The organism is Nodosilinea sp. FACHB-141 (genome assembly GCF_014696135.1).
GTDB lineage: Bacteria > Cyanobacteriota > Cyanobacteriia > Phormidesmidales > Phormidesmidaceae > Nodosilinea.
In genome coordinates this window covers 253,774-274,347 of the sequence record NZ_JACJPP010000007.1, presented here as the reverse complement: position 1 = coordinate 274,347, position 20,574 = coordinate 253,774, and the positions used below count along the sequence as shown (strand labels likewise).

The following is a 20,574-nucleotide window of genomic DNA, read 5'->3' as shown; positions in this document are numbered from 1 at the left end:
CATCTAAACTTTCAAGAACTTATGTAGGGCGCACCGACATCCAGCTCAATGCTCTATGACCTGTGGCTCAACCCTACAGCGTCGGCGATGTTAGACAGCTGATGCTCCTCTAATTTAGCCAACAGTCCTGCTAAAACCCGCCGCACCATCCAGGGTCCTTCGTAGATCCAGCCGGTATAAACCTGAAGCAGCGTAGCCCCAGCGGTGATTTTCTCCCAGGCATCGGCGGCGGTAAAAATCCCCCCTACCCCCACAATCGGCAGAGTGCCCTCGGTGCGCTGGTAGATATAGCGAATCACCTCGGTCGATCGCGATCGCAGTGGAGCGCCGCTAATCCCTCCCGCCTCGTCTACAACGGCGTTACCGGTCTGTAGCAGGGTCTTGGTTTTGAGGCTCTCCTTTGCGATCGTGGTGTTGGTGGCGATAATTCCCGCCAATCCGTAGGCTTGGGCCAGCTCGACAACGGCATCAATATCGGGCCAGGCCAGGTCAGGGGCAATTTTGACGAGCAGAGGTTTGCGATCGCTGTTATCCTCCTGTAGCGCCGCCAAAATAGGGCCAAGCTGGTCGGCGGCCTGGAGCGACCTGAGCCCTGGCGTATTGGGCGACGACACATTCACCACAAAATAGTCGCCGTAGGGGTAGAGCTGTCGGAAGCTAAACCGATAGTCTTCAGCGGCATCGGCCAGCTCAGTTACCTTCGACTTACCCAGGTTGATGCCGATCGGGATTGTAGGCCGCTGGGTGCTCCAGTAGGATCCGAGGCGATCGGATAGAGCCGCTGCCCCTTTGTTATTGAAGCCCATGCGGTTGAGCACCGCCTCATCCTTCACTAGACGAAACAGGCGGGGCTGGGGGTTGCCCGGCTGGGGATGGCGGGTGACGGTGCCCAGTTCGACCAAGCCAAAGCCGAGCTGAGACCAGGCTCGCGCCGCCAAACCATCTTTATCAAAGCCCGCTGCCAGACCCAAGGGGTTGGCAAAGTTCAGACCCCAGCAGGTCTGGGCCAGGCGCGGGTCAGTGAGGCAAAACTGCTGCCGTAGCCAGGGCCGGAGTTGGGCCACCACTGCTCCCTCTCCCGGGTGCCCTAACCAGCTGAGCAAATCCATGGTGCGGTGGTGCAAAAACTCTGGGTCAAGCGTCACCCCGTGAAACAACAGAGGACGCACAAGCTGACGGTAGGGATCTTTCACAAACGGCAGTGGTGTATGCAAATAGAGGGCGGGTAGACTAATATTCTGGCTAGGGGTGAGATCTGGTGATGCCCACAACCTGCGCATTACAGAGCACGCCAGGAGCACATGGTCAACGGTCTTTGGGTTAGCAGCACCGCGTCGTCTGTGGTTGGCTTTCCCCATTAAAGCAGCCCTGGACGGCCGCTAAGACTAATTGGCAGATCTGGGTGGAGTCTACAGAGATTAAGTCACTGCACTCGGCAGGTTATGGCTCCAGCCAGTATCCTGGCCGAGGGGTAGCCCGGCGACTCGGTTAGCTCCCTGGGCATCTAGGGATCGGCCTGGTGGGCCAGATATCTGTTTCTAACCCCCTTTCCTGCAACCGAGGAGATTGTTGACGCCCATGGCGCAATCCCAACCCCACGATTCTTCCTCTGACCGGCATGACCATCAAATTATGGCCCTGTCGCGCATTCTCAAATCGCTGCGGGGCAGCACCACCGCCGAGGAAGCGGTGACCCTGGCCCTCGACCATGTGCGCCAGGAGATGGATTTTGAAGTGGCCTGGGTAGGTCTGTACGATCGCGTTAACCACCGCCTGGTCACCAAGGGATGCCACAGTCCCCGACCGATGCGAGCGATTCGCACCATGATCAATCTCACTCCAGGAGATGTGATGGAGCAGGTGGTGGTGCAGCAGCGCCCCCTAATTGTGGCCGACCTACAAAACGAAATTCGCGCCGGGGAGTGGGGCACGATCGCCAAGCAGATGGCCCTGCAAAGCGCCATCATCTTCCCCATCAAGCGTCAGGATGTTTGCTTTGGCCTGCTAGTGCTGGCGTCTCCCGACTGGGGCAAGAGTGCCTCCCTAGGGGAACGCTCCTACCTAGCCATTGTTATGGGGGAACTGGCTGAGGCGCTGCACCAGTTTGAGTCTGAGCAGCAGCGGCAGCAGACCAAACGCCTTGAGCAACCTCTACTGGCTCTAATTGGCCGCTTGGGCAGTTTGCCTGATATCGATAGCCAGCTCAAGGAGGTGGTGCGCGAAACCCAGCGGTTTGTTGCGCCCCAGCGGACTCGCGTTTTTTGGTTTGAGCCCAAGGGCAACTACTTTTGGCAGCGCACGCCCGGGCTAGCGCCCCGCCCTACATCGCTCGAAGACGAGCGATCGCTGCACATTGCCGTCGATGAGGTGCGCGGTCTCTACCAAGCCCTCTGTAACCAGCAGCTCGTGGTGGTGGGCGAGAGCCGGGGTGCCCTCAAAACCATCATCTCCGATCGCCTGATGCAGCAGCTCAAGGCCGAATCTCTAATGATTGCTCCCATTAGCCGCCAGGGTGACCTGATGGGCTTTGTCTCGGTAGAGGGCACCACCCCTCGCATTTGGAAGGAGCCCGAAAAGCAGTTTTTGATTGGCGCGGCGCAATTACTTACCGTGGCGCTACCCGCCGCCACCGCCAGAGAAACCGTGCGCCAAACTGAGCTCGATCAGCATCTCACCACCGGCGTTATCCAGGGCATCCATGGTGATGTTGATTGGCACCACACCCTGCAGACCTGCTTTGAGGTGCTGCAGGACCGGCTGAGCATTCAGCAGTTTTTTGTGCTGCTGTTTAACCCCGATCGCAACGGCTACGATCTCTGCTTTCAGAGCCAGGCCAACCGCCCTCGGGGGGTGCCGATGCTGTGGCCCTGTCTCGACGATATCGACTGGGAAATGCTCGAGCGCAGCTCCTCGGCTATCAGCATTGATAACCTCTCCCACGATCTCAAGCTCATGGCCTGGCGACCCTCCCTGCTGGAGCTGGGTGCCCAGGCGGTGCTGGCGGGCAACGTGGCCCCGGGCAACGCCCCCGAGGGCATGGTGCTAATCTGCGACACCATTAGCCGCCAGTGGACCACTACTGAGCAGTCCTTGTTTGAGGCCGTAGCCCGACAAATCGGCGTGATTTTGCACCAGTGGCAGCTCCAGCGCCAGCTCGACCAGCAACAGCACATTTACGAATCAATTCAGTGGGGCTTGCAGGCGCTGCACAAAGGGCTGCACCCCGATCAGCTTGAGCAAACTACTCTCCAGCACGTCATGCAGCTGCTGCACGGATCGGCAGTGCTGCTGCTCAGCTGGCCGCCTGGTAGCCCTACCGCTGCCGTCACTCAATTTGTTAGCCAAGATACCAGCGTCAGCGTTAAGAGCAACCATCCAATTCCGGTGGGCTCTGACGCTGTGATCAATTGGGCGCTTCAGACCGATGGCATGCTGCCCCTGACGGTCAATGAGCTGCCCACCGAAACGACCGACTGGTTTATTGCGCCTCTAGGCAGCCGCCTGCTCATTACCGCCTTGAGAACGGCTCCGTCCCATGTGGTTACGGGCGTAGTAGTCGCCGTATCGCCCGCTCATCGGCAGTGGGCCAACCACCACCTCACCATCTTTAAGCTGCTCACTAGTCAGCTGGCCTGGTCACGTCGGCACCTGGCCATGACGGCAATGCTGACTCAGCAGCGCCAGGATCTCGAAAATCTCAATTGGTACAAACACCACCGCTTGGAGGATCTCTACCGAGTGCTGGGGCAGACGGCTCAAAATTTAGCCCATCTTCAGGCCAAAGACTCAGCGATCGCGGGTGAGCTTCAGCTGCTCCACGATCAGCTTACCGCCGTGATGGAAAACGCCGAAACCATTCTAGTAGGCGAGCGCTGGCAGCTGCACCAACAGCACCAGACCATGCCATTAATTAGCTTGCTTAACCGCCTGATCGATCGAGTCAACCCGATTCTAGAGACCCGTCAGCTCTGGTCTAAGGTGCACAACGAGAGCAACGTCGTGCTGGGCGGCGACATGCTCAAGCTAGAGCTAATTCTCTATGAGGTGATGGTGGCCGCCTGCAACCGCTCCCCGGTGGGAGGACGCATTGATCTCTGGTGCCGGGTGCTCAACCTCGACTGGCTCGAGCTCTCGGTCACCGATGACGGCCAGTGCTCACCGCGCCTGCTCGAAGAACTCAGCCAGAGCCATCCCGCCGATGTGCTGGCCCCCTCGGCTTTAGACGGTCCGCCAGGGCTGCACTTGGCCATCTGCAAACTGCTGATCGCTCAGCTGGGGGGTGAAATTAGCTTTTCGATCCTTGACGATGGTCGCACCCACAGCCGGCTGCTGCTGCCCCTCGCCGCCTATCCTGAGGCGCACCAACCAAAGCCTCAGCTCAATTCGGTGATGCCTACAGAAGCTAGCTCCACGAGTCTAACCTGATCCATTTGACCAGATTGGGCTGCGTAGTGGAGAGAACAACAAAAGCAAAAGAATGGGAATAGAAGAGCGAAAAAATGCCCAAGAGGCTTGAATTCGAATCTTTTGGGGCTGTCCTAACCCGGACTTTACCTGGCTTACCTTAAGCAATTGCCGCCCTGCCTTGAACAGGGCGGCAATCAACCAGATACTTAGTCAACTTTTTTGCATCGGCTAAGGGTTCAAGGATGTGCTCTACACCTTGAACCCTTGACCCTACACTTCAGCCCTTAGTTCTGCGCAGTATCAGCGATCGGGCTCACAGCTACCTGCGCACCATGGCTCTGCAACATGGGGGTTTGAATAACTGCATTGTTGGCAATAGTAAACAAGGGGTTCGACAAAATACCCGCCAGAGACGTTGCCACTACCGCCAAGATTAGACTCACCTGCATGGGACGCAGACCAGGAAGATCCCAGCGAATGGCGGGGTAGTTCTTCACCGCATCAGACATTTCCTGGGGTTCTTTGACCACCATCATCTTGATAACGCGGATGTAGTAGTAGATGGAGATCACGCTGGTCACCAGGCCTACCAGCACCAGACCGTAGGCTCCAGCCTGCCAACCCGCCCAAAAGATGTAGATTTTGCCAAAGAACCCGGCCATGGGCGGAATGCCTCCAAGAGAGAGGAGGCAAACGCTGAGACCTAGGGTGAGCAGAGGATCTTTTTGGTATAGGCCGCCGTACTCACTGATTTGGTCAGTGCCCGTGCGCAACGAGAACAAGATCACGCAGGTGAAGCCGCCCAGGTTCATAAATAGATAGACCAGCAGGTAGTAGAGCATGCTGGCATAGCCTGCGTCGGTGTCTACCACCAGACCAATCATCAAAAACCCAGCCTGGCCGATGGAGGAGTAGGCCAGCAGACGCTTCATACTGGTTTGAGCCAGGGCTACCACGTTGCCTAGCACCATGCTGAGAATTGCCAGGGCGGTGAAGACAAAGTGCCACTGCTCCGACACTAGGGGAAAAGCGGTGACCAGCAGACGGATGGCGAGGGCGAAGCCAGCGGTCTTGGAACCCACCGACAGAAAAGCTACCACTGGGGTTGGGGAGCCTTCGTAAACGTCGGGAGTCCACTGGTGGAAGGGAACGGCGGCAATTTTGAAGGCAATACCGGCAATCACGAACACCAGAGCAACCACCAAGCCGATAGGGGCTTGAGTGCCGTCGCCGACGATGCTGGTGGCGATCGCCTCTAACCGCGTCTCTCCCCCGGACAAGCCGTACAGCAGAGACGAGCCGTAGAGGAAAATCGCCGAACTCGCCGCCCCGATCAGCAGATACTTGAGCGCCGCCTCGTTGGAGCGGGGGTCGCGCTTCATGTAGCCGGTCAGTAGGTACGACGAAATACTGAGGGTCTCTAGGGCGACAAAAATCATCACCAGCTCGCTGGCCCCCGAGAGAAACATGCCTCCCAGGGTAGCGGTGAGCAAAATCACCAAAAATTCGGCTAGGGAGGTGCCCGACTGCTCGACGTAGCGAATCGCCATCGGCACTGTCACCACAGCTGAGAGGGCAATAATGCCGCGAAATACGATGCTCAAATCATCGGCATTAAAGGCCCCTAAGAAGCCAACGGGGTTGACCATCGACCACTGCAACACGAGGGCAGCGGTGGCCCCCAGTCCTCCGGCCATAGCCGCATAGGGGGTCCAAGAGGAAGAGGAGCGACCCTGGATCAGATCGCCGACCAGAATCACCAAGATCGTGACTACCAGAACGGCCTCTGGCCAGATAGTGCCAGCGTTGAGCTGTGCCCCGAGGTTGACGAGATCCATGGGTTCTTTTTCCCGCAAGATTATTTTTTACCGTACCAGGTCAACCGTACGGTGACCAGGGGCTAAGACTCAATGATCATCCTCAGGTTGACGATCGCCTGTCGCCCCAATTCCACTCAACATGCAAGGGAATTGATGGCGTGCCCTGGGCCGATGGTAACGCGATCGCAGCCCTCCGACCAGAGAACTTTTCCTTTGCGCTGCCCTAAGCCGCAAATTGAGTAGGGCTGGACGATAGCTAACAGAATGATCTATTTATGTAGCTTATGGTTGATTCGCTCAACCTTAAGCACTGCTGAAGGCTGCCAATGATTAAGTTTTCATGGCTAAACACACCAGCAGTTCGGTAGGTGTGCAGTACAGTGTTGATCATCTGGCCACCACACCTGCGCCGCAAACTATATAGATAGGTTTGCTAAAAGCCGCTATAAAGCTGTAGGTTACCGAGCCCGCCCGCGATTGCTAACGATTACCACCGAAGCGCCAGCAGACCTATGTCAACCCTTGTCATTGTCGAGTCACCCACTAAGGCTAAAACGATTCGCAACTACCTGCCGTCGGGGTACCGGGTTGAGGCATCTATGGGGCACGTGCGCGACTTGCCGCGATCGGCCAGCGAGATTCCTGCCAACGTCAAGGGCGAGAAGTGGGCTCAGCTCGGGGTGAACCCTGAGGATGATTTTGCGCCGCTGTACATCGTGCCCAGCGACAAGAAAAAGGTGGTCAAAACCCTCAAGGATGCCCTCAAGCAGGCCGACGAACTGCTGCTGGCCACTGACGAAGACCGCGAGGGCGAAAGCATCAGCTGGCACCTGCTCCAGGTGCTCAACCCCAAAGTGCCGACCCGGCGCATGGTGTTCCACGAAATCACCCAGGAGGCGATTCAGGCCTCCCTCAACAACTGCCGCGACATCGATAGCCAGCTGGTCCATGCCCAGGAGACCCGCCGCATCCTTGACCGCCTGGTGGGCTACACCCTCTCGCCTCTGCTGTGGAAGAAGATTGCCGGTGGCCTGTCCGCCGGTCGGGTGCAGTCGGTGGCGGTCAAGGTGGTGGTCAAGCGCGAGCAAGAACGCCGCGCCTTCCGCCGAGGCTCCTACTGGGATCTCAAGGCCAGCCTGCTCAAGGATAAGAACGCCTTTGAGGCAAAGCTCTACTCCCTGGGCGGCACCCGTCTGGCCAACGGCAGCGACTTTGACGAAGCCACCGGTCGCGTAGCCGAGGGCCGCGATGTAGTACTGCTGGATGAAACCCAGGCCCGCGAGCTGCAAACCCGCCTCCAGTCCGGTCTATGGACCGTCAGCAACCTGGAAGAGCGGCCCAACAACCGCAAGCCCGCCCCGCCCTTTACCACCTCGACCCTCCAGCAGGAGGCCAACCGCAAGCTCAGGCTCTCGGCCCGCGACACGATGCGGGTGGCCCAAAACCTTTACGAACAGGGGTACATCACCTACATGCGTACCGACTCGGTGCACCTGTCGGAGCAGGCGATCGCCGCCGCCCGCGCCTGCGTCACCACCAAATACGGCACCGACTACCTCAGCCCCAAACCCCGCCAGTACGCCACCAAATCGAAGGGTGCCCAGGAGGCCCACGAGGCCATTCGCCCCGCTGGCAGCACCTTTAGAACCCCCAAGGAAACGGGGCTTACTGGCCGCGAGGCCTCCCTCTATGACCTGATCTGGAAGCGCACTGTAGCCAGCCAGATGGCCGAGGCCCGCCAAACCAACATCACCGCCTCCATTGAGGTGGAAAACGCCCTCTTTCGTGCCACGGGCAAGCGCATCGACTTTCCCGGCTTCTTTCGGGCCTATGTGGAAGGCTCTGACGACCCCGATGCGGCGATCGAAGACCAAGAGGTGCTGCTGCCTGCCCTAGCCACGGGCGATGCCCTCAGCTGTACGGATTTGGAGGCGATCGGTCATGAAACCCAGCCCCCCGCCCGCTACACTGAGGCCACCCTGGTCAAAGTGCTCGAGAGCGAAGGCATTGGCCGGCCTAGCACCTACGCTACGGTGATCAGCACGATCATCGATCGCGGCTACGTCAACCTGGTCAACAACAGCCTGATCCCAACCTTCACGGCCTTCGCGGTGACCGAGCTGCTGGAGCAAAACTTCCCCGACCTGGTGGATGTGCACTTTACCGCCCGCATGGAGCAGACCCTCGACGACATTTCCACTGGCGAAGTCGAATGGCTGCCTTACCTGAAGGCGTTTTACTCCGGTGACCAGGGCTTGGAGACCCTGGTGCAAGAGCGCGAAACTCAGATCGACCCCACCGCCGCCCGCACGGTGCTGCTCGACGATCTCGATGCCAAAATCCGCATTGGTCGCTATGGCCCCTATGTCGAAATTGGTACTGGCGAAGAGTCGGTAAAAGCCTCTATTCCTGCCGATGTGCCCCCCGCTGACCTCGATAGCGAGCAGATTGAGCGCATCATCAAGCAGAAGGTCGAAGGCCCTGACAAAGTGGGCCTGCACCCCGATACTGGGGAACCGATCTTTCTGCGCATTGGCCCCTACGGCCCCTATGTGCAGCTGGGCGAGCCCACGGACGACAACCCCAACCCCAAGCGAGCTTCCCTGCCCAAGGGCACTCAGATGGAGGCTGTCACCCTGGAAATGGCGGTGGGGCTGCTGCAGCTTCCCCGTAATCTAGGTGCCCACCCAGAAACGGGCAAGTCCATTAAGGCCGGTCAGGGACGTTTTGGTCCCTACATTGTCCACGACCAGGGCAAAGAGGGCCGCGACTACCGTTCCCTTAAAGGCGACGACGACGTGCTCACCGTCACCCTTGAGCGCGCTCTAGAACTGCTGGCCCAGCCCAAGGCCGGGCGCGGGCGCAAGAAGGTCGATCCGCTCAAGGAGCTGGGTGCCCACCCCGACGACAATGAGCAGGTGGCGGTGTTTAACGGCCCCTATGGCCTCTACGTTAAGCACGGCAAGGTTAATGCCTCGGTGCCCGAGGGGGTCGAGGTCGAGGCCGTCACCCTAGAGGAGGCGATCGGCTGGATCAACGCCAAGGCATCGCCTAAAAAAGGCAAGGGTGGCAAGGGCAAGGCGACCACCTCGCGCACCACCAAGACGGCAGCAGCTAGCAAAGCCAGTGGGGCTAAGAAAACGACTAGAACGACTACCGCCAAGTCGTCTACGGACACCAAGTCTACTGGCACGAAAAAATCTGCGGCCTCAAAAACCACTAAGACCACAACCAAGCGATCGCCTACTAAATCTGCGTCTAAAAAAGCCGACTCAGCTCCTGAAGTCGACGCTTAATTGCGGCAACCAACCAATTAAACCGGCAGAGATTCAACAAATCTCTGCCGGTTTAATTGGTGATAGCGTTATCCAGATTTAAGGACGAACTCAACGCCTCAGGCTACGCTGGCGAGCGTTAGTAAACCACTCCCCGGTAGCGGCGCACGGTACTACCATCGGCTAGTTTCTCATCGGTAGTTGAGGAGTTGGGTAACGCACTCGGCTTGGGTAGCGCGCTTGACTTGACCGCTGGCGGGGGTGCGAACGACTCTTTAGCAGCCTTGCGAGTTAACCCATCGCCCAGGGCACGGAGACCAGAAGCGACCCAGTCAACATCGTTGAGAGGATCGGGGGCCGTAGACGGAGTTGCTGGACTGCTAGGCACATTTGGAGACGGCTTAGCACCGGCCAAGGTAAGCCCAGCACCTTTGACCTGAGGACGCTCTGAACGATTGGCAAGAGCTCCGGTGGCTTGGGTAGTACCCAACTGACGACGAATATTGAGCAGCACCGTGAGTAGCGCCTTCTCGTTGAGAAAGGGGTAGTCAAGGCTGGTCAAGATGCGTTTGACATTGTCGGTGGCACCGCTCATCAGGGTATCGCGGTCAAACCCGCAGAGAAAGTCTGTGGCTCCCTGCTGCTTAGCCCAGCGCCGCTCAGTATCTGAGATATGAAGCTGACGGCACCGGGTCAGAAAAATGTGCATGGTGGGGAAGGTGGCGCGGCACCAGCGACAAAACTCGTAGGGGTTGAGCTCCGCTGCTTCGGCATCTAGCACAATGACATCGGGCAAGGTCAGCCCAGCGCTAGCGATTTGGCTAATGCAGTCGGCTAAGTCACCCTTGGCAGGCTCTAGAATAACGGCCAGCTTTTGGGACTTCAGCAGCGCCTGCCACATGAGCCCCTGCAAGCGGTTGGATTGAACAATAAAAGCCAGCTTCTGCGGTGCGTCCACGGTGTGTAAAATCCCCTAAATGTGCGTCCAAATTAATTTGTAAAGGCTTGATTATGTTTATCTCGGTTCGGGCCAGACACCAAGTATGAGGCTTAAAAAGCCCTAAATTTTTGCCACCTCAGGCAGCATCTAGCTGGGGGCAAGCTAGCTAAAGCTCGATTTCAAAATCGGTTTGTCGGGGCTCTAAAGTCAACACCTTGGCGATTCGCGAAGCGATTCCACTAGGAATTACAGCCCCAAGCAAAGTTTAGGTGGCGTAATCAGGAATATTAAATAAATGTACGGGCGGCTTGTCCTTCAAAAAAGACAACCGCGCTACATAATCAAAATATTTGTGGAAAACGAAGCTCGACAGGCCATAGTTTTTAGTAAACAGCCCTCACCTAGCGCAAATTAAGCGTGACTCTGCTTGGCGGGCTGGAGCTGCTCACCCTGTCGAGCGGTATTGTTTATGCCCAAAACTGCACCGGAGTGATAGGCGCAAATAAAGGTTTCAAACTGGTCAACTAGTACTGGGTCGCGCCAGCCTCGCTCTACTTCCTGGCGTATGATCTGGAGCGATTCTTCCATGGAGAAGGCGGGTTTGTAGGGGCGATCGTGGGTGAGCGCATCAAAAATGTCGATCAGCTGAAAAATCTGAGCTAGTCGCGGAATAGCCGCCCCGACGAGGCCATCGGGATAGCCGCTGCCATTCCAGCGCTCGTGGTGGTGACGAATGATCGGCAGTACCCCCTGCATGGTGCGTAAGGGACAGCAGATGGTCTCACCGATGGCGACATGCTGCTCCATGATGGTGCGCTCGGCCACGGTGAGGGGACCGGTTTTGAGCAGCACGGCATCGGGAATGCCCACCTTGCCAATGTCGTGCAGGTAGCCCGCCCAGGCGAGATCGCGAATGTGGCTTGGGCAAAGCCCCAGATATTCGCCAAAGGCACGCCCGAGGCTAACCAGGCGATCGCAGTGATCCCCCGTATTCGGGTCGCGGCTCTCTATAGTGCGAGCAATGGAAAACAACACCTTTTCGGCATGGTCGAGATCTTCGTTGAGACGCTTTTGATGAATTAGCGACTTGACTCGGGCCGAAAGTTCGAGCTGGTCGAAGGGCTTGGTTAAAAAATCGTCGCCCCCCGATTCAATGCCTTGCAACCGGGCTTCGCGATCGCCCAAGGCCGTGACAAACACCACCGGAATTAGCCGCGTGTTTTCGTTCTCTTTGAGCTGACGACACACCTCAAACCCGTCGAGGCCGGGCATCATCACATCCAGCAAGATCAAGTCAGGCTGGTGCTGCAAGACTCGGTTTAGGGCACTCTGCCCGCAGCTAGCCTGCTCTACCTGGTAGCCATCGATGGTCAGCAGCGCTACAGCAGTCATGCGGCTGGGGGCGTGGTCGTCGACCACAAGCACGCGGGGTGGCAGAGGGTTTCGGTAGGGCACAGTAAGAACCTTAAAAATGGCGACAACCGATCAACAGAGCGAACCTACAGCCTATCGAGGAGACAGCTTTTTTTCATATGGGGGCAGCCACCGCTTGCGCCAGCGCGACGTTGGTACTAGGTTTGATGCAGCCTGCTCCTGCTGGCGGCGCTGCCGAATCGCATCGGCGCTGGCGCTCAGGGTAGGGTCGCGGTAGGGGACTGCAGCACGAGTCAGCAAATGCTCCTGCTCTTGCAGCGACAGCGGCATCAAGCCCTCGGGGTTTACCTGAACCAGAGTACCCGGCCAGCGGCGGCCAAGAGCATTCACCGGCCCAATGGAGAGCCCGGCCAGCTGAAAAGCCACCCGCACCGCAGCAGCGCTGGAATAGGTGACCAGACGACCCTGGGGGTGCAAACAGGCCGCTACCTGCTCAATAAACTCTACCGTCCACAATTCGGGACAGCGGGGCGGCGAAAACGGGTCAAAGAAAATCGCGTCGGCTTTAAACCCCGACGAGGCGATCGCTTGAATGCGCTGGCGGGCATCGCCCCATAGTAGGGTGGCATCGAGCCCAGGGCGAGTCGCTTGGCCAGTAGCGGCCAGTTCCCGCAGGCAGGTTTGCACGCTTGTAGGCCACCCGTTAATTAAACCGGCCTCTATAGCCTGACGTGGCACGCGAGCATCGAGTTCTAGAGCCACCAACCGCACTTGGCAGGCAGGGTTGACCTGAGCAACAGTAGATAGAGCGGCGGCGGTGTTATAGCCGAGCCCATAGCAGACATCGAGCACGGTTAGGGTTGGGTTTAAGGCCAAACTGGCCAAGTCGGTGGCGTCTACATAGGTGGTTTTGGCCTCGGCGTAGGCCCCGTCGCGGCTGTGGAACCACTCGCCAAAATCTTCTGAAAACAGCGTCATCGACCCATCGGCGGTGGGTTCAAGCACTAGAGCTCCAGTGGGAAGTGACATGGGTTGCTACGCAGGAAAATAGGAAAAACAACCGAGCTGAAAGACTCTCAGCCGAACTTAGAGCAAGTTGAGGACTATTCTGCAAAAGCTATTTTTGCTCTGGAAGCGCTCCAGGTTGGCAGCCATTCTGGGTACCAGGGCGACGAGGGTAGATGTCCTATAGGCTTAATTCTAGGGTATTCAAAATTTGCCTTTTCTCTATTGTCAATGGTTACCGATCGCAATCAAAGCGATAAGGGATTTTGACCCCAAGCCTCACGGTTTTAAGCGAGAATACCTATAGTTAAGAAACGTTTTTGTTGCTAAACCCCTGGCTTGCACTCCGGGTTGGCAGCACCTAGATTTTGCAGGAGGTTCTCCATGGTTGTAGCGGCACCAGCGCAAAAGCGCCTCACGGTTCAAGTCGAAGGGGTAGCTGACGACACCACCACCATTCGCTCGCTAGACTGGGATCGCGATCGCTTCGACATTGAGTTTGGCCTGCAAAACGGCACCACCTACAACTCCTTCATCATTCGCGGCGAGAAAGTCGCCCTGGTCGATACCTCCCACGCTAAGTTTCGGGAGCTGTATCTCAAGACCCTGACCGGCGAAATCGACCCCAAAACCATTGATTACCTGATCATTAGCCACACCGAGCCCGACCACAGCGGCCTGGTGCGCGACGTGCTAGAGCTGGCTCCCCAGGCGGTGGTGGTGGGGGCTAAGGTGGCGATCGCCTTCCTCGAAGACCTGGTGCACCGCCCCTTTGAGCGCCTGATCGTCAAAAACGGCGACACCTTGGATCTGGGCAACGGCCACACCCTGGAATTTATCAGCGCCCCCAACCTGCACTGGCCCGACACGATCTTTACCTACGACCACAAAACCGGCGTGCTGTTTACCTGCGACGCCTTTGGCCTGCACTTTTGCAGCGATGCTCCCTACGATGAAAACCTAGAGCTGATTTCCCCCGATTTTCGCTTTTATTACGAGTGCTTGATGGCCCCCAACGCCAGGTCAGTGCTCGGTGCGATGAAGCGCATGGAAGCCCTACCCCCGGTGCAGATGGTGGCCACGGGGCATGGACCTCTGTTGCGCTACAACGTAGCGGAGCTGACCGGCCGCTACCAGCGCTGGAGCCAGGAGAAGACCAAGGCCGAAGACCTGGTGGCGGTGTTTTACGTATCAGATTACGGGTATAGCGATCGCCTCTCCCAATCCATTGCGCGCGGCATCACCAAAACTGGCGTCGCCGTTGAAATGATGGACATGCGCTCTGCCGACCCTCAAGAGGTAACGGAGCTGGTAGCTCGGGCTAAGGGATTAGTCGTCGGCATGCCCCCCGCCTCTGGGGTCGGGGCCAGAGAAACCCAGACTACCCTGGGCACCATTCTGGCGGCGGTGCACGGCAAGCAAACTATTGGTCTCTACGAGTCCTACGGTGGCGACGATGAGCCGATCGATCCCCTCGCCAACAAGTTCCAAGATCTGGAGCTGATCCAGTCTTTTGCGCCCATTCGCATTAAAGATAACCCCACCGAGGGCACCTATCAGTCGTGCGAAGAGGCCGGTACTGACCTGGGTCAGGGCCTCGCCCAGGCAGGCAAGCTGAAAAAGCTGAAATCCCTTGATGTCGACTTAGAGAAAGCGCTGGGCCGCATCAGCAGCGGGCTTTACATCATCACCGCTAAAAAGGGTCAGGTTTCCAGCGCGATGCTAGCCTCCTGGGTGGCCCAGGTTAGCTTTCAGCCCCTGGGCTTTTCGGTGGCGGTGGCAAAAGACCGCGCCATTGAGTCGCTGATGCAGGTGGGCGACACCTTTGTGCTCAACATTCTCGAAGAGGGCAACCACCTAGGCCTGATGAAGCACTTTCTCAAGCGGTTTGCCCCCGGTGCCGATCGCTTTGCCGGAGTGCGCACTCGCCCCGCCAACAATGGCTCGCCTCTGCTGGCCGATGCCCTGGCTTACATAGAGTGCGAAGTCACCAGCCGCATGGAGGTGAGCGACCACTGGATCGTCTACTGCACGGTGCAGGACGGCAAGGTGTCCGACCCTGATGGCCAGACCGCTATCCACCACCGCAAGGTTGGCAACTACTACTAAGCCGAGTCGGTAGGGGCTAAGACAGGCAGGATGCTTATCCCACAAGAGTTGAGAGATATTCAAAGTTTTGTGGGATAGCCGTCTAGGCTGTCCTACCCCTAGCTGTTTACCGTTATGTGCAGAGCAAAGCTACAGACAACTCGACCTTGCAGTGCCCTGGGGCAATGATGTCTTCTAAGATGAAGTACTCCAGGTTCTTTGAGGTCTATTGTTGCCGTCCTTTGCTGCGATCGCTGTCACCCCCGCCGGACTCAAATCTCTGCTGCCCCTGGTTACAGGTCTCCCCGCTGACCTATGGCTGCCTCACAGCCTAGCCACCGAAGCGGAGACTTTAGCGATCCAAGCTCAGGTTTACGAAGGTTCCCTGCCCGAGACCCTTGCCCAGCTCTGGTCCACCCACGACGGGCTCATCTTTGCCCTGGCTACCGGGGCGGTGGTGCGGCTAATTGCGCCGCTGTTGGCCGATAAAGCGATCGATCCCGCAGTGGTGGTGGTGGCTGAAACCGGGAGTCAGGTGATCAGTCTCTGCGGCGGCCACCAGGGCGGTGCGGATGCACTGACCCATCAAATTGCCCTGCTGCTGGGGGCAGAGCCAGTGATTACTGGATCCGCTTCGACCCACGGACTGCCGGGGGTGGATGTGCTGGGGGTGCCCTTTAGCTGGAGCAAGGGTAGCGGCGATTGGACGGGAGTGAGTGCCGCTCTGGCCCACAGCAAACCCATTGAGGTGCTTCAGGACTGCGGCACCACCCTCTGGCAAGACCACCTGCCACCCGCCCATCCCTTTGTTTTTGAGTCGGTCCGCAATCCTGCAGCCCGGCTGTGGATCAGCCCGATTCAGCGGCAGTTTGCCCCCAACAACGATTTTCCTAAAGCTCAGTGGCACCCGAGAGTGCTGTGGGTGGGCATCGGCTGTGAGCGCGGTACGCCACAGGCGGTGATTGAGGCAGCGATCGCGCGGATCTGCCAGGCCGGGCACTTTGCTGAAGGGGCGATCGCAGGTATCGCCAGCCTCGACCTCAAATCCGACGAAGTTGGGTTAGTTGCCCTCTGCCAAGAACGTCAGTGGCCCCTGCGCTGCTTTACCGCCGAAGAATTGAAAACCATCCCCGTGCCCAACCCTTCCACAGTGGTGGAACAGGCAGTGCAGACCCCCAGCGTGGCAGAGGCAGCAGCGATGTTGGCGGCGGGGGGCGATCTGCGGGTGACCAAGCAGGTAGTGCGGGTGGAGGGGCAGCTCGGGGCGGTGACGGTGGCGATCGCTCAATCCGAACGAGAATACATTCCTAAGTCGGGGCATCTAGCGCTGGTGGGCACCGGCCCCGGCGATTTGAATCAGATTACACCAGCGGCTAAGGGGGCAATCGCCCGCGCCGACGTCGTCATCGGCTACGGGCTCTACATTGACCAAATTCGCCCCCTCTGCCACCCAAGTCAAATTGTTGAACCCTGGCCCATTACCCAAGAGCGCCAGCGGGCCGATCGCGCCATTGACTTGGCTCGCTGGGGCTTGAGTGTAGCGGTGGTGTCCTCCGGTGACTGCGGCATCTACGGCATGGCCGGGCTAGTGCTAGAGCAGCTTCAAGGCACCGGCTGGGATGGCGAAACTCCCTCAGTGGAGGTGTTCCCCGGCATCTCAGCACTTCAGTCTGCTGCGGCTCGGGTAGGAGCACCGCTGATGCACGACTTCTGCGCCATTAGCCTCAGCGACCTACTCACCCCCTGGCCGGTGATTGTGAAGCGGTTAGAAGCAGCGGCCCAAGCAGACTTTGTGGTGGCGCTCTACAACCCCAAATCAAAAACCCGCACCGAGCAGATTGCGGCTGCCCACCGCATCTTTATGGCTTACCGATCGCCCGACACGCCGGTAGCAGTGGTGAAGTCGGTCTACCGCCCAGACGAGATGATTCACCGCACCACGCTGGCTGACTTGCTAGAGGCCCCCATCGACATGCTGACGGTGGTGCTGATCGGCAACCAGAGCACCCAGCGCCACGGCTCCTGGCTGATTACCCCGCGCGGCTACAACGGCAATCTAGAGCAGACCATTTAGCACGCCTGTAGATTACCCGCAGAGGTGAAGCGGCCCGGGCCGATCTGCAATTAGGATTGGGAAAGGTGCCTAGGCAATAGTCGATAGTCCCTTCACTCCCCCCGAGGAGGTTGACAATGCCGCCTGAGGATCTGACCTCTGCTTCCCGTAACCCCGAGGTGACCGCAACGCTGATTAGCGGTTTCAGCGCCTACGGACGACTCTATGGGTTACCCAATTCTCCCGAGCAGGTGCAGGGCCTGCTTGGCACCCTGTTACGGCTATATCTGCCCGAAGAGCCCGCCGCTCTGATCGACGTCGTGGCTCAACAGGTACTCGACGGTCTCACCGCCGATGATCTCAAAAATGCCATTGTCGATCGCGCTACCAGTGCCTTAGCTAAAGAAACCCACCGCTGGCAGCAGCGTCTGGAGCAAGAGGCACAGAATATTCTCACTGCCTACGTGCAGCGCTATAGGCCCGATCTCGCTCCAGAAGCTCTAAGGACAATAGTCACCGCTGTCATGCCGCTGCTAGGCAAGGCAATTGCCGACCCTCGGCCCCTGACCCGTGCAGAAGCCTTGGGTCTGATCAGCCAGCTGGTGCAGTCCTTTAATGCCAGTGGAGCGATCGCCGCCACCATTGACCCTGCCTACTTCGCGATCGCCGAAACCCTAGCCACTGCCCTAGCCCAGCGACCGATGGCCGAGGCGGTAGGCGAAACCGTGACCGCTTACGTCAAAAGTCAAGCCCCAACCCTGATCAACATCGGAGCCGACCTGATTGCTGCGGCTCTGAGCGCGGTGCTAAAAAACCAGGTCGATTTCAACATCGACACTCAGCTCAGCGTGATTGATGAAAGACTGCTGATTGAGCAGGTCTATTTTCAGCTGAATATTTTGCAGCAGTCGCCGCCCCCCTCAAAGGCTGCCTGGGCGATCGCTGACCAGGTTGACGCCGCTGTCGAGCAGTACCGACACCGCAAGCGCGAGGGCAGCGTCGATGTCACCACTGGCCTGGTCAGTGAGGATGGCCTCTCCATCTCCAGTCCGCTGACCTCCACCCGCCGGCCGGGCGACCGGCTGCCCACCAACTCACCAACTTCGGGATAGTTTGGCGTCTGTTCGCAGCGCCCCCAGGCTGTGCCACAGCTCCCCGCTGTGCAGCCAACCCACATAGCCCGAGTACAGGCATTCATCCTCAGCAGAGGCCAAAAATACGTGGTGAATGCCAAAGGGGCTGAGCCACAGGCGAATATTGGTGCCGTCGGCGAACGTGTGCCAAAGGGTGGCGCGGGCAAAATCGCGCTGGTGGGCGTCGGTCATACCAGGGATTTGACGCAGCTGCTCCACCAGGGGATGGGGCAATAGCAGCGCACTCAAGCTGTCGCCCTTCCAAAACTGTTGAATCTGCTCCACCACGCGTGGGTGACAGCGCAGGGCCGCGTGGCTGATGCCCCCTAGACAGACAAATTGCCCGTTGGGCACCCGCGTACTTTCAATGGTGATGGTGCCATCGCTGCCCCGATCCACATCGCCTGCGATCGATAGGGTGGTGATGGCAGCAGCGATGCGGGCGGCTAGGGGGCGGCGATCGCGCCCCAGGTCAGCGGCAATGCCGACTCCCAGCTTTAGCGGATCAAGAAGGCGGCCCAGGTCGGCCCCACCCACAGGGGAGCCTACCAACGTCAAAAATTCCACCCTGGGCCACCAGTCTGGATGGCGATTGAGCACCTCTAGCCAAATCAAGCCGCCCATCGAGTGGCCCACAATTCGGACCAGTAGATCGGGCTGTCGCGCCAGGGTCGCCGTGGCCAGGGCATCGACCTCATCGACCAGGGGAGAAATCCGCAGCCAGGTCATGGCGTAGTTGAGGCAGGGAGCCACAATTTGCGCGCGATCGCCCGCCAGCTGCTCCGCCAGGGTCATCATTGACTGGTTGGTGTCGGCCCAGCCGTGCTGAGCAAAGAGAATGTAGTCTCCGGGCATGGACGGTCCTAGGCAACTTCCCTACGGGCGGCCACCGCTGCCCCGAGCAGCGAAGCCCCGCTAAACAATAGGCTAACGCCAACATAAAAGCCAATTAGCCAAAGCGAGCCAAACGGCCAGCGATTAATGACCAAGATCCCCAGAATCAGCGTGATAATTCCATTGATAGCCACAAACCACGACATGGTGCGCCCAGCCCGGTAGGTAAACGCCATGACGATGGTAAAAATGCCCTCGGCAATAAACAGCAGACCAAAGGCTAATGTCAGTGCCGCCGTCGCTTTGGACAGGTTAAATAAAATATAGAGTCCCGCTACGAGGTAGAACACGCCCACCCCTAAGCTCAACCACAGCGCTCTAATCGCTTGGGCCTGAAACGCCTGTAAAATCTGCAAAATTCCGCTGACTACGGCTATCCACCCTAGGGCGGAGGTGAAAACAGCAGCGGCGATCGCAGGCATCAAAATTGCCAAAATCCCCAAAATAATCAGGCCTATACTGAGGGCCATGACCCAGCCCGTTGCTGTTTTAGTCTCAGTACTCGGTTGAGTGTCCATAGTCATAACAGCGCCTCGTTAAATAGGATCTGCTGGTTAAAAAGGTTGACTGTACTCTATTTGAACACCCACATCTCGTATCGCCCGCATTCCGCACCAATAGGTCCCACGACGACTAATGTTGCCAGTTCAGCAACCTTATACCCTACTTCTACGATGCACCGCCATCTCTCGCTAGACCAGACTTTAACCCCTCAGGCTATCCCGTTCATCTAATCTATGACCTATCCTCGCGATCTAGTAACTGCCGATTGGCTAACCCAACACCTAAGTGACCCAAAAGTTGTGGTCGCCGACTGCCGCTTTGCCCTAGCCGATGCCGAGCAGGGGCAGCAGCAGTATGCCGCTGGCCACATTCCTGGAGCTTGGTACCTCGACCTCAACCGAGATCTATCGAGCCCGGTGCAGCGTCACGGGGGTCGCCACCCGCTGCCCAATTGGGACACTTTCAGCCAGCGGCTTACGGCGATAGGGGTAGAGTCTAACAGTCCAGAGCCCACTCTGGTCGTGGCCTATGACGATAGCCGCTTTGCCTTTGCCTCGCGCCTCTGGTGGCTGCTGCGCTACCTGGGCCACGACAATGTAGCCGTACTCGACGGCGGTTGGTCAGGCTGGGTAGAGGGTGGCTATCCCACCAGTACTGAGATCCCTGCACCTCGCTCGGGAAACTTTGTGCCCGCACCGCGCCAAGATTGGATTGTCGATATTGAGACGGTGCGCGATCGCCAGGAGGGAACGCTGCTGATCGATGCGCGATCGCCCGATCGCTATCGGGGTGAGGTCGAACCCATTGACCCAGTAGCAGGCAGCATTCCTGGCGCGGTGAACTACTTTTGGCAAGATGTTTCTGCCGAGAACGGGCACATGAAACCCGCCGATGAGCTAAGCCAACACTGGGCCGGTTTGAACGATGCCGAGGAGGTGATCGTTTACTGCGGCTCAGGGGTGACGGCCTGCGTCAACCTGCTGGCTCAAACCGTGACGGGTCGGCCCATGGCTAAGCTCTACCCCGGCGGCTGGAGCGACTGGTGCTCCTATCTCTAGCGGCTTGGTGCGGCTAACGATAG

General features: G+C 58.3%; 13 protein-coding genes. 6 read left to right on the top strand and 7 right to left on the bottom strand.

Translation table 11 applies throughout. The features are described from left to right. Positions 1–53 precede the first annotated feature (53 nt). Positions 54–1,193, bottom strand: coding sequence for a quinone-dependent dihydroorotate dehydrogenase (locus H6F59_RS04625; RefSeq protein ID WP_313887112.1), 1,140 nt, complete (start codon positions 1,191–1,193; stop codon positions 54–56). Positions 1,194–1,578: 385 nt separating this feature from the next. Between H6F59_RS04625 and H6F59_RS04620 the strand changes: the two genes are divergently transcribed. Further along, positions 1,579–4,425, top strand: coding sequence for a GAF domain-containing protein (locus H6F59_RS04620; protein ID WP_190695726.1), 2,847 nt, complete (start codon positions 1,579–1,581; stop codon positions 4,423–4,425). 266 nt (positions 4,426–4,691) lie between these two features. Here H6F59_RS04620 and H6F59_RS04615 read toward each other — a convergent pair whose 3' ends face one another. Beyond that, positions 4,692–6,245, bottom strand: a complete 1,554-nt coding sequence (locus tag H6F59_RS04615; protein WP_190695723.1) for an NAD(P)H-quinone oxidoreductase subunit N — start codon at positions 6,243–6,245, stop codon at positions 4,692–4,694. Positions 6,246–6,739: 494 nt separating this feature from the next. On the opposite strand from H6F59_RS04615, the gene topA reads away from it, so the two are divergent. Continuing rightward, positions 6,740–9,523 (top strand): type I DNA topoisomerase, encoded by a 2,784-nt coding sequence (gene topA, locus H6F59_RS04610; protein WP_190695719.1) that lies wholly within the window; start codon positions 6,740–6,742, stop codon positions 9,521–9,523. Positions 9,524–9,641: 118 nt separating this feature from the next. Here the strand turns inward: topA and H6F59_RS04605 are convergent, their stop codons facing one another. The 3 genes from H6F59_RS04605 to H6F59_RS04595 form a co-directional block, all read right to left on the bottom strand. Further along, positions 9,642–10,460: a hypothetical protein gene (locus H6F59_RS04605; protein WP_190695716.1), complete on the bottom strand. Its 819-nt coding sequence runs from the start codon at positions 10,458–10,460 to the stop codon at positions 9,642–9,644. Between the two features lie 393 nt (positions 10,461–10,853). After that, complete coding sequence (locus H6F59_RS04600) at positions 10,854–11,834, bottom strand: HD domain-containing phosphohydrolase (RefSeq protein ID WP_242021306.1); 981 nt, start codon at positions 11,832–11,834, stop codon at positions 10,854–10,856. Between the two features lie 114 nt (positions 11,835–11,948). Beyond that, positions 11,949–12,845 (bottom strand): tRNA (5-methylaminomethyl-2-thiouridine)(34)-methyltransferase MnmD, encoded by an 897-nt coding sequence (locus H6F59_RS04595; protein WP_190695713.1) that lies wholly within the window; start codon positions 12,843–12,845, stop codon positions 11,949–11,951. A gap of 360 nt (positions 12,846–13,205) precedes the next feature. Between H6F59_RS04595 and H6F59_RS04590 the strand changes: the two genes are divergently transcribed. The 3 genes from H6F59_RS04590 to H6F59_RS04580 all read left to right on the top strand — a co-directional run bounded on the left by H6F59_RS04590 (position 13,206) and on the right by H6F59_RS04580 (position 18,074). After that, complete coding sequence (locus tag H6F59_RS04590) at positions 13,206–14,930, top strand: diflavin flavoprotein (protein WP_190695711.1); 1,725 nt, start codon at positions 13,206–13,208, stop codon at positions 14,928–14,930. 211 nt (positions 14,931–15,141) lie between these two features. Continuing rightward, a complete protein-coding gene (gene cobJ / locus H6F59_RS04585; protein WP_190695708.1) occupies positions 15,142–16,983 on the top strand; it encodes a precorrin-3B C(17)-methyltransferase in 1,842 nt (613 codons plus the stop codon). Between the two features lie 116 nt (positions 16,984–17,099). Beyond that, positions 17,100–18,074: a hypothetical protein gene (locus H6F59_RS04580; RefSeq protein ID WP_190695705.1), complete on the top strand. Its 975-nt coding sequence runs from the start codon at positions 17,100–17,102 to the stop codon at positions 18,072–18,074. Here H6F59_RS04580 and H6F59_RS04575 read toward each other — a convergent pair. Then, positions 18,057–18,950 (bottom strand): triacylglycerol lipase, encoded by an 894-nt coding sequence (locus H6F59_RS04575; protein WP_190695702.1) that lies wholly within the window; start codon positions 18,948–18,950, stop codon positions 18,057–18,059. The genes H6F59_RS04580 and H6F59_RS04575 overlap by 18 nt on opposite strands. Before the next feature lie 8 nt (positions 18,951–18,958). Further along, positions 18,959–19,507, bottom strand: a complete 549-nt coding sequence (locus H6F59_RS04570; protein WP_242021270.1) for an HdeD family acid-resistance protein — start codon at positions 19,505–19,507, stop codon at positions 18,959–18,961. Between the two features lie 219 nt (positions 19,508–19,726). Between H6F59_RS04570 and H6F59_RS04565 the strand changes: the two genes are divergently transcribed. Continuing rightward, positions 19,727–20,551, top strand: coding sequence for a sulfurtransferase (locus H6F59_RS04565; RefSeq protein WP_190695695.1), 825 nt, complete (start codon positions 19,727–19,729; stop codon positions 20,549–20,551). Positions 20,552–20,574: the final 23 nt, after the last annotated feature.

Bases quoted from the DNA above. Each gene is read 5' to 3' on its own strand.
- H6F59_RS04615 (WP_190695723.1), bottom strand. From the start codon at position 6,245: ATGGATCTCGTCAACCTCGGGGCACAGCTCAACGCTGGCACTATCTGG.
- H6F59_RS04590 (WP_190695711.1), top strand. From the start codon at position 13,206: ATGGTTGTAGCGGCACCAGCGCAAAAGCGCCTCACGGTTCAAGTCGAA.
- H6F59_RS04575 (WP_190695702.1), bottom strand. From the start codon at position 18,950: ATGCCCGGAGACTACATTCTCTTTGCTCAGCACGGCTGGGCCGACACC.
- topA (WP_190695719.1), top strand. From the start codon at position 6,740: ATGTCAACCCTTGTCATTGTCGAGTCACCCACTAAGGCTAAAACGATT.
- H6F59_RS04580 (WP_190695705.1), top strand. From the start codon at position 17,100: ATGCCGCCTGAGGATCTGACCTCTGCTTCCCGTAACCCCGAGGTGACC.
- H6F59_RS04620 (WP_190695726.1), top strand. From the start codon at position 1,579: ATGGCGCAATCCCAACCCCACGATTCTTCCTCTGACCGGCATGACCAT.
- H6F59_RS04570 (WP_242021270.1), bottom strand. From the start codon at position 19,507: ATGGACACTCAACCGAGTACTGAGACTAAAACAGCAACGGGCTGGGTC.
- H6F59_RS04565 (WP_190695695.1), top strand. From the start codon at position 19,727: ATGACCTATCCTCGCGATCTAGTAACTGCCGATTGGCTAACCCAACAC.
- H6F59_RS04600 (WP_242021306.1), bottom strand. From the start codon at position 11,834: ATGACTGCTGTAGCGCTGCTGACCATCGATGGCTACCAGGTAGAGCAG.
- H6F59_RS04595 (WP_190695713.1), bottom strand. From the start codon at position 12,845: ATGTCACTTCCCACTGGAGCTCTAGTGCTTGAACCCACCGCCGATGGG.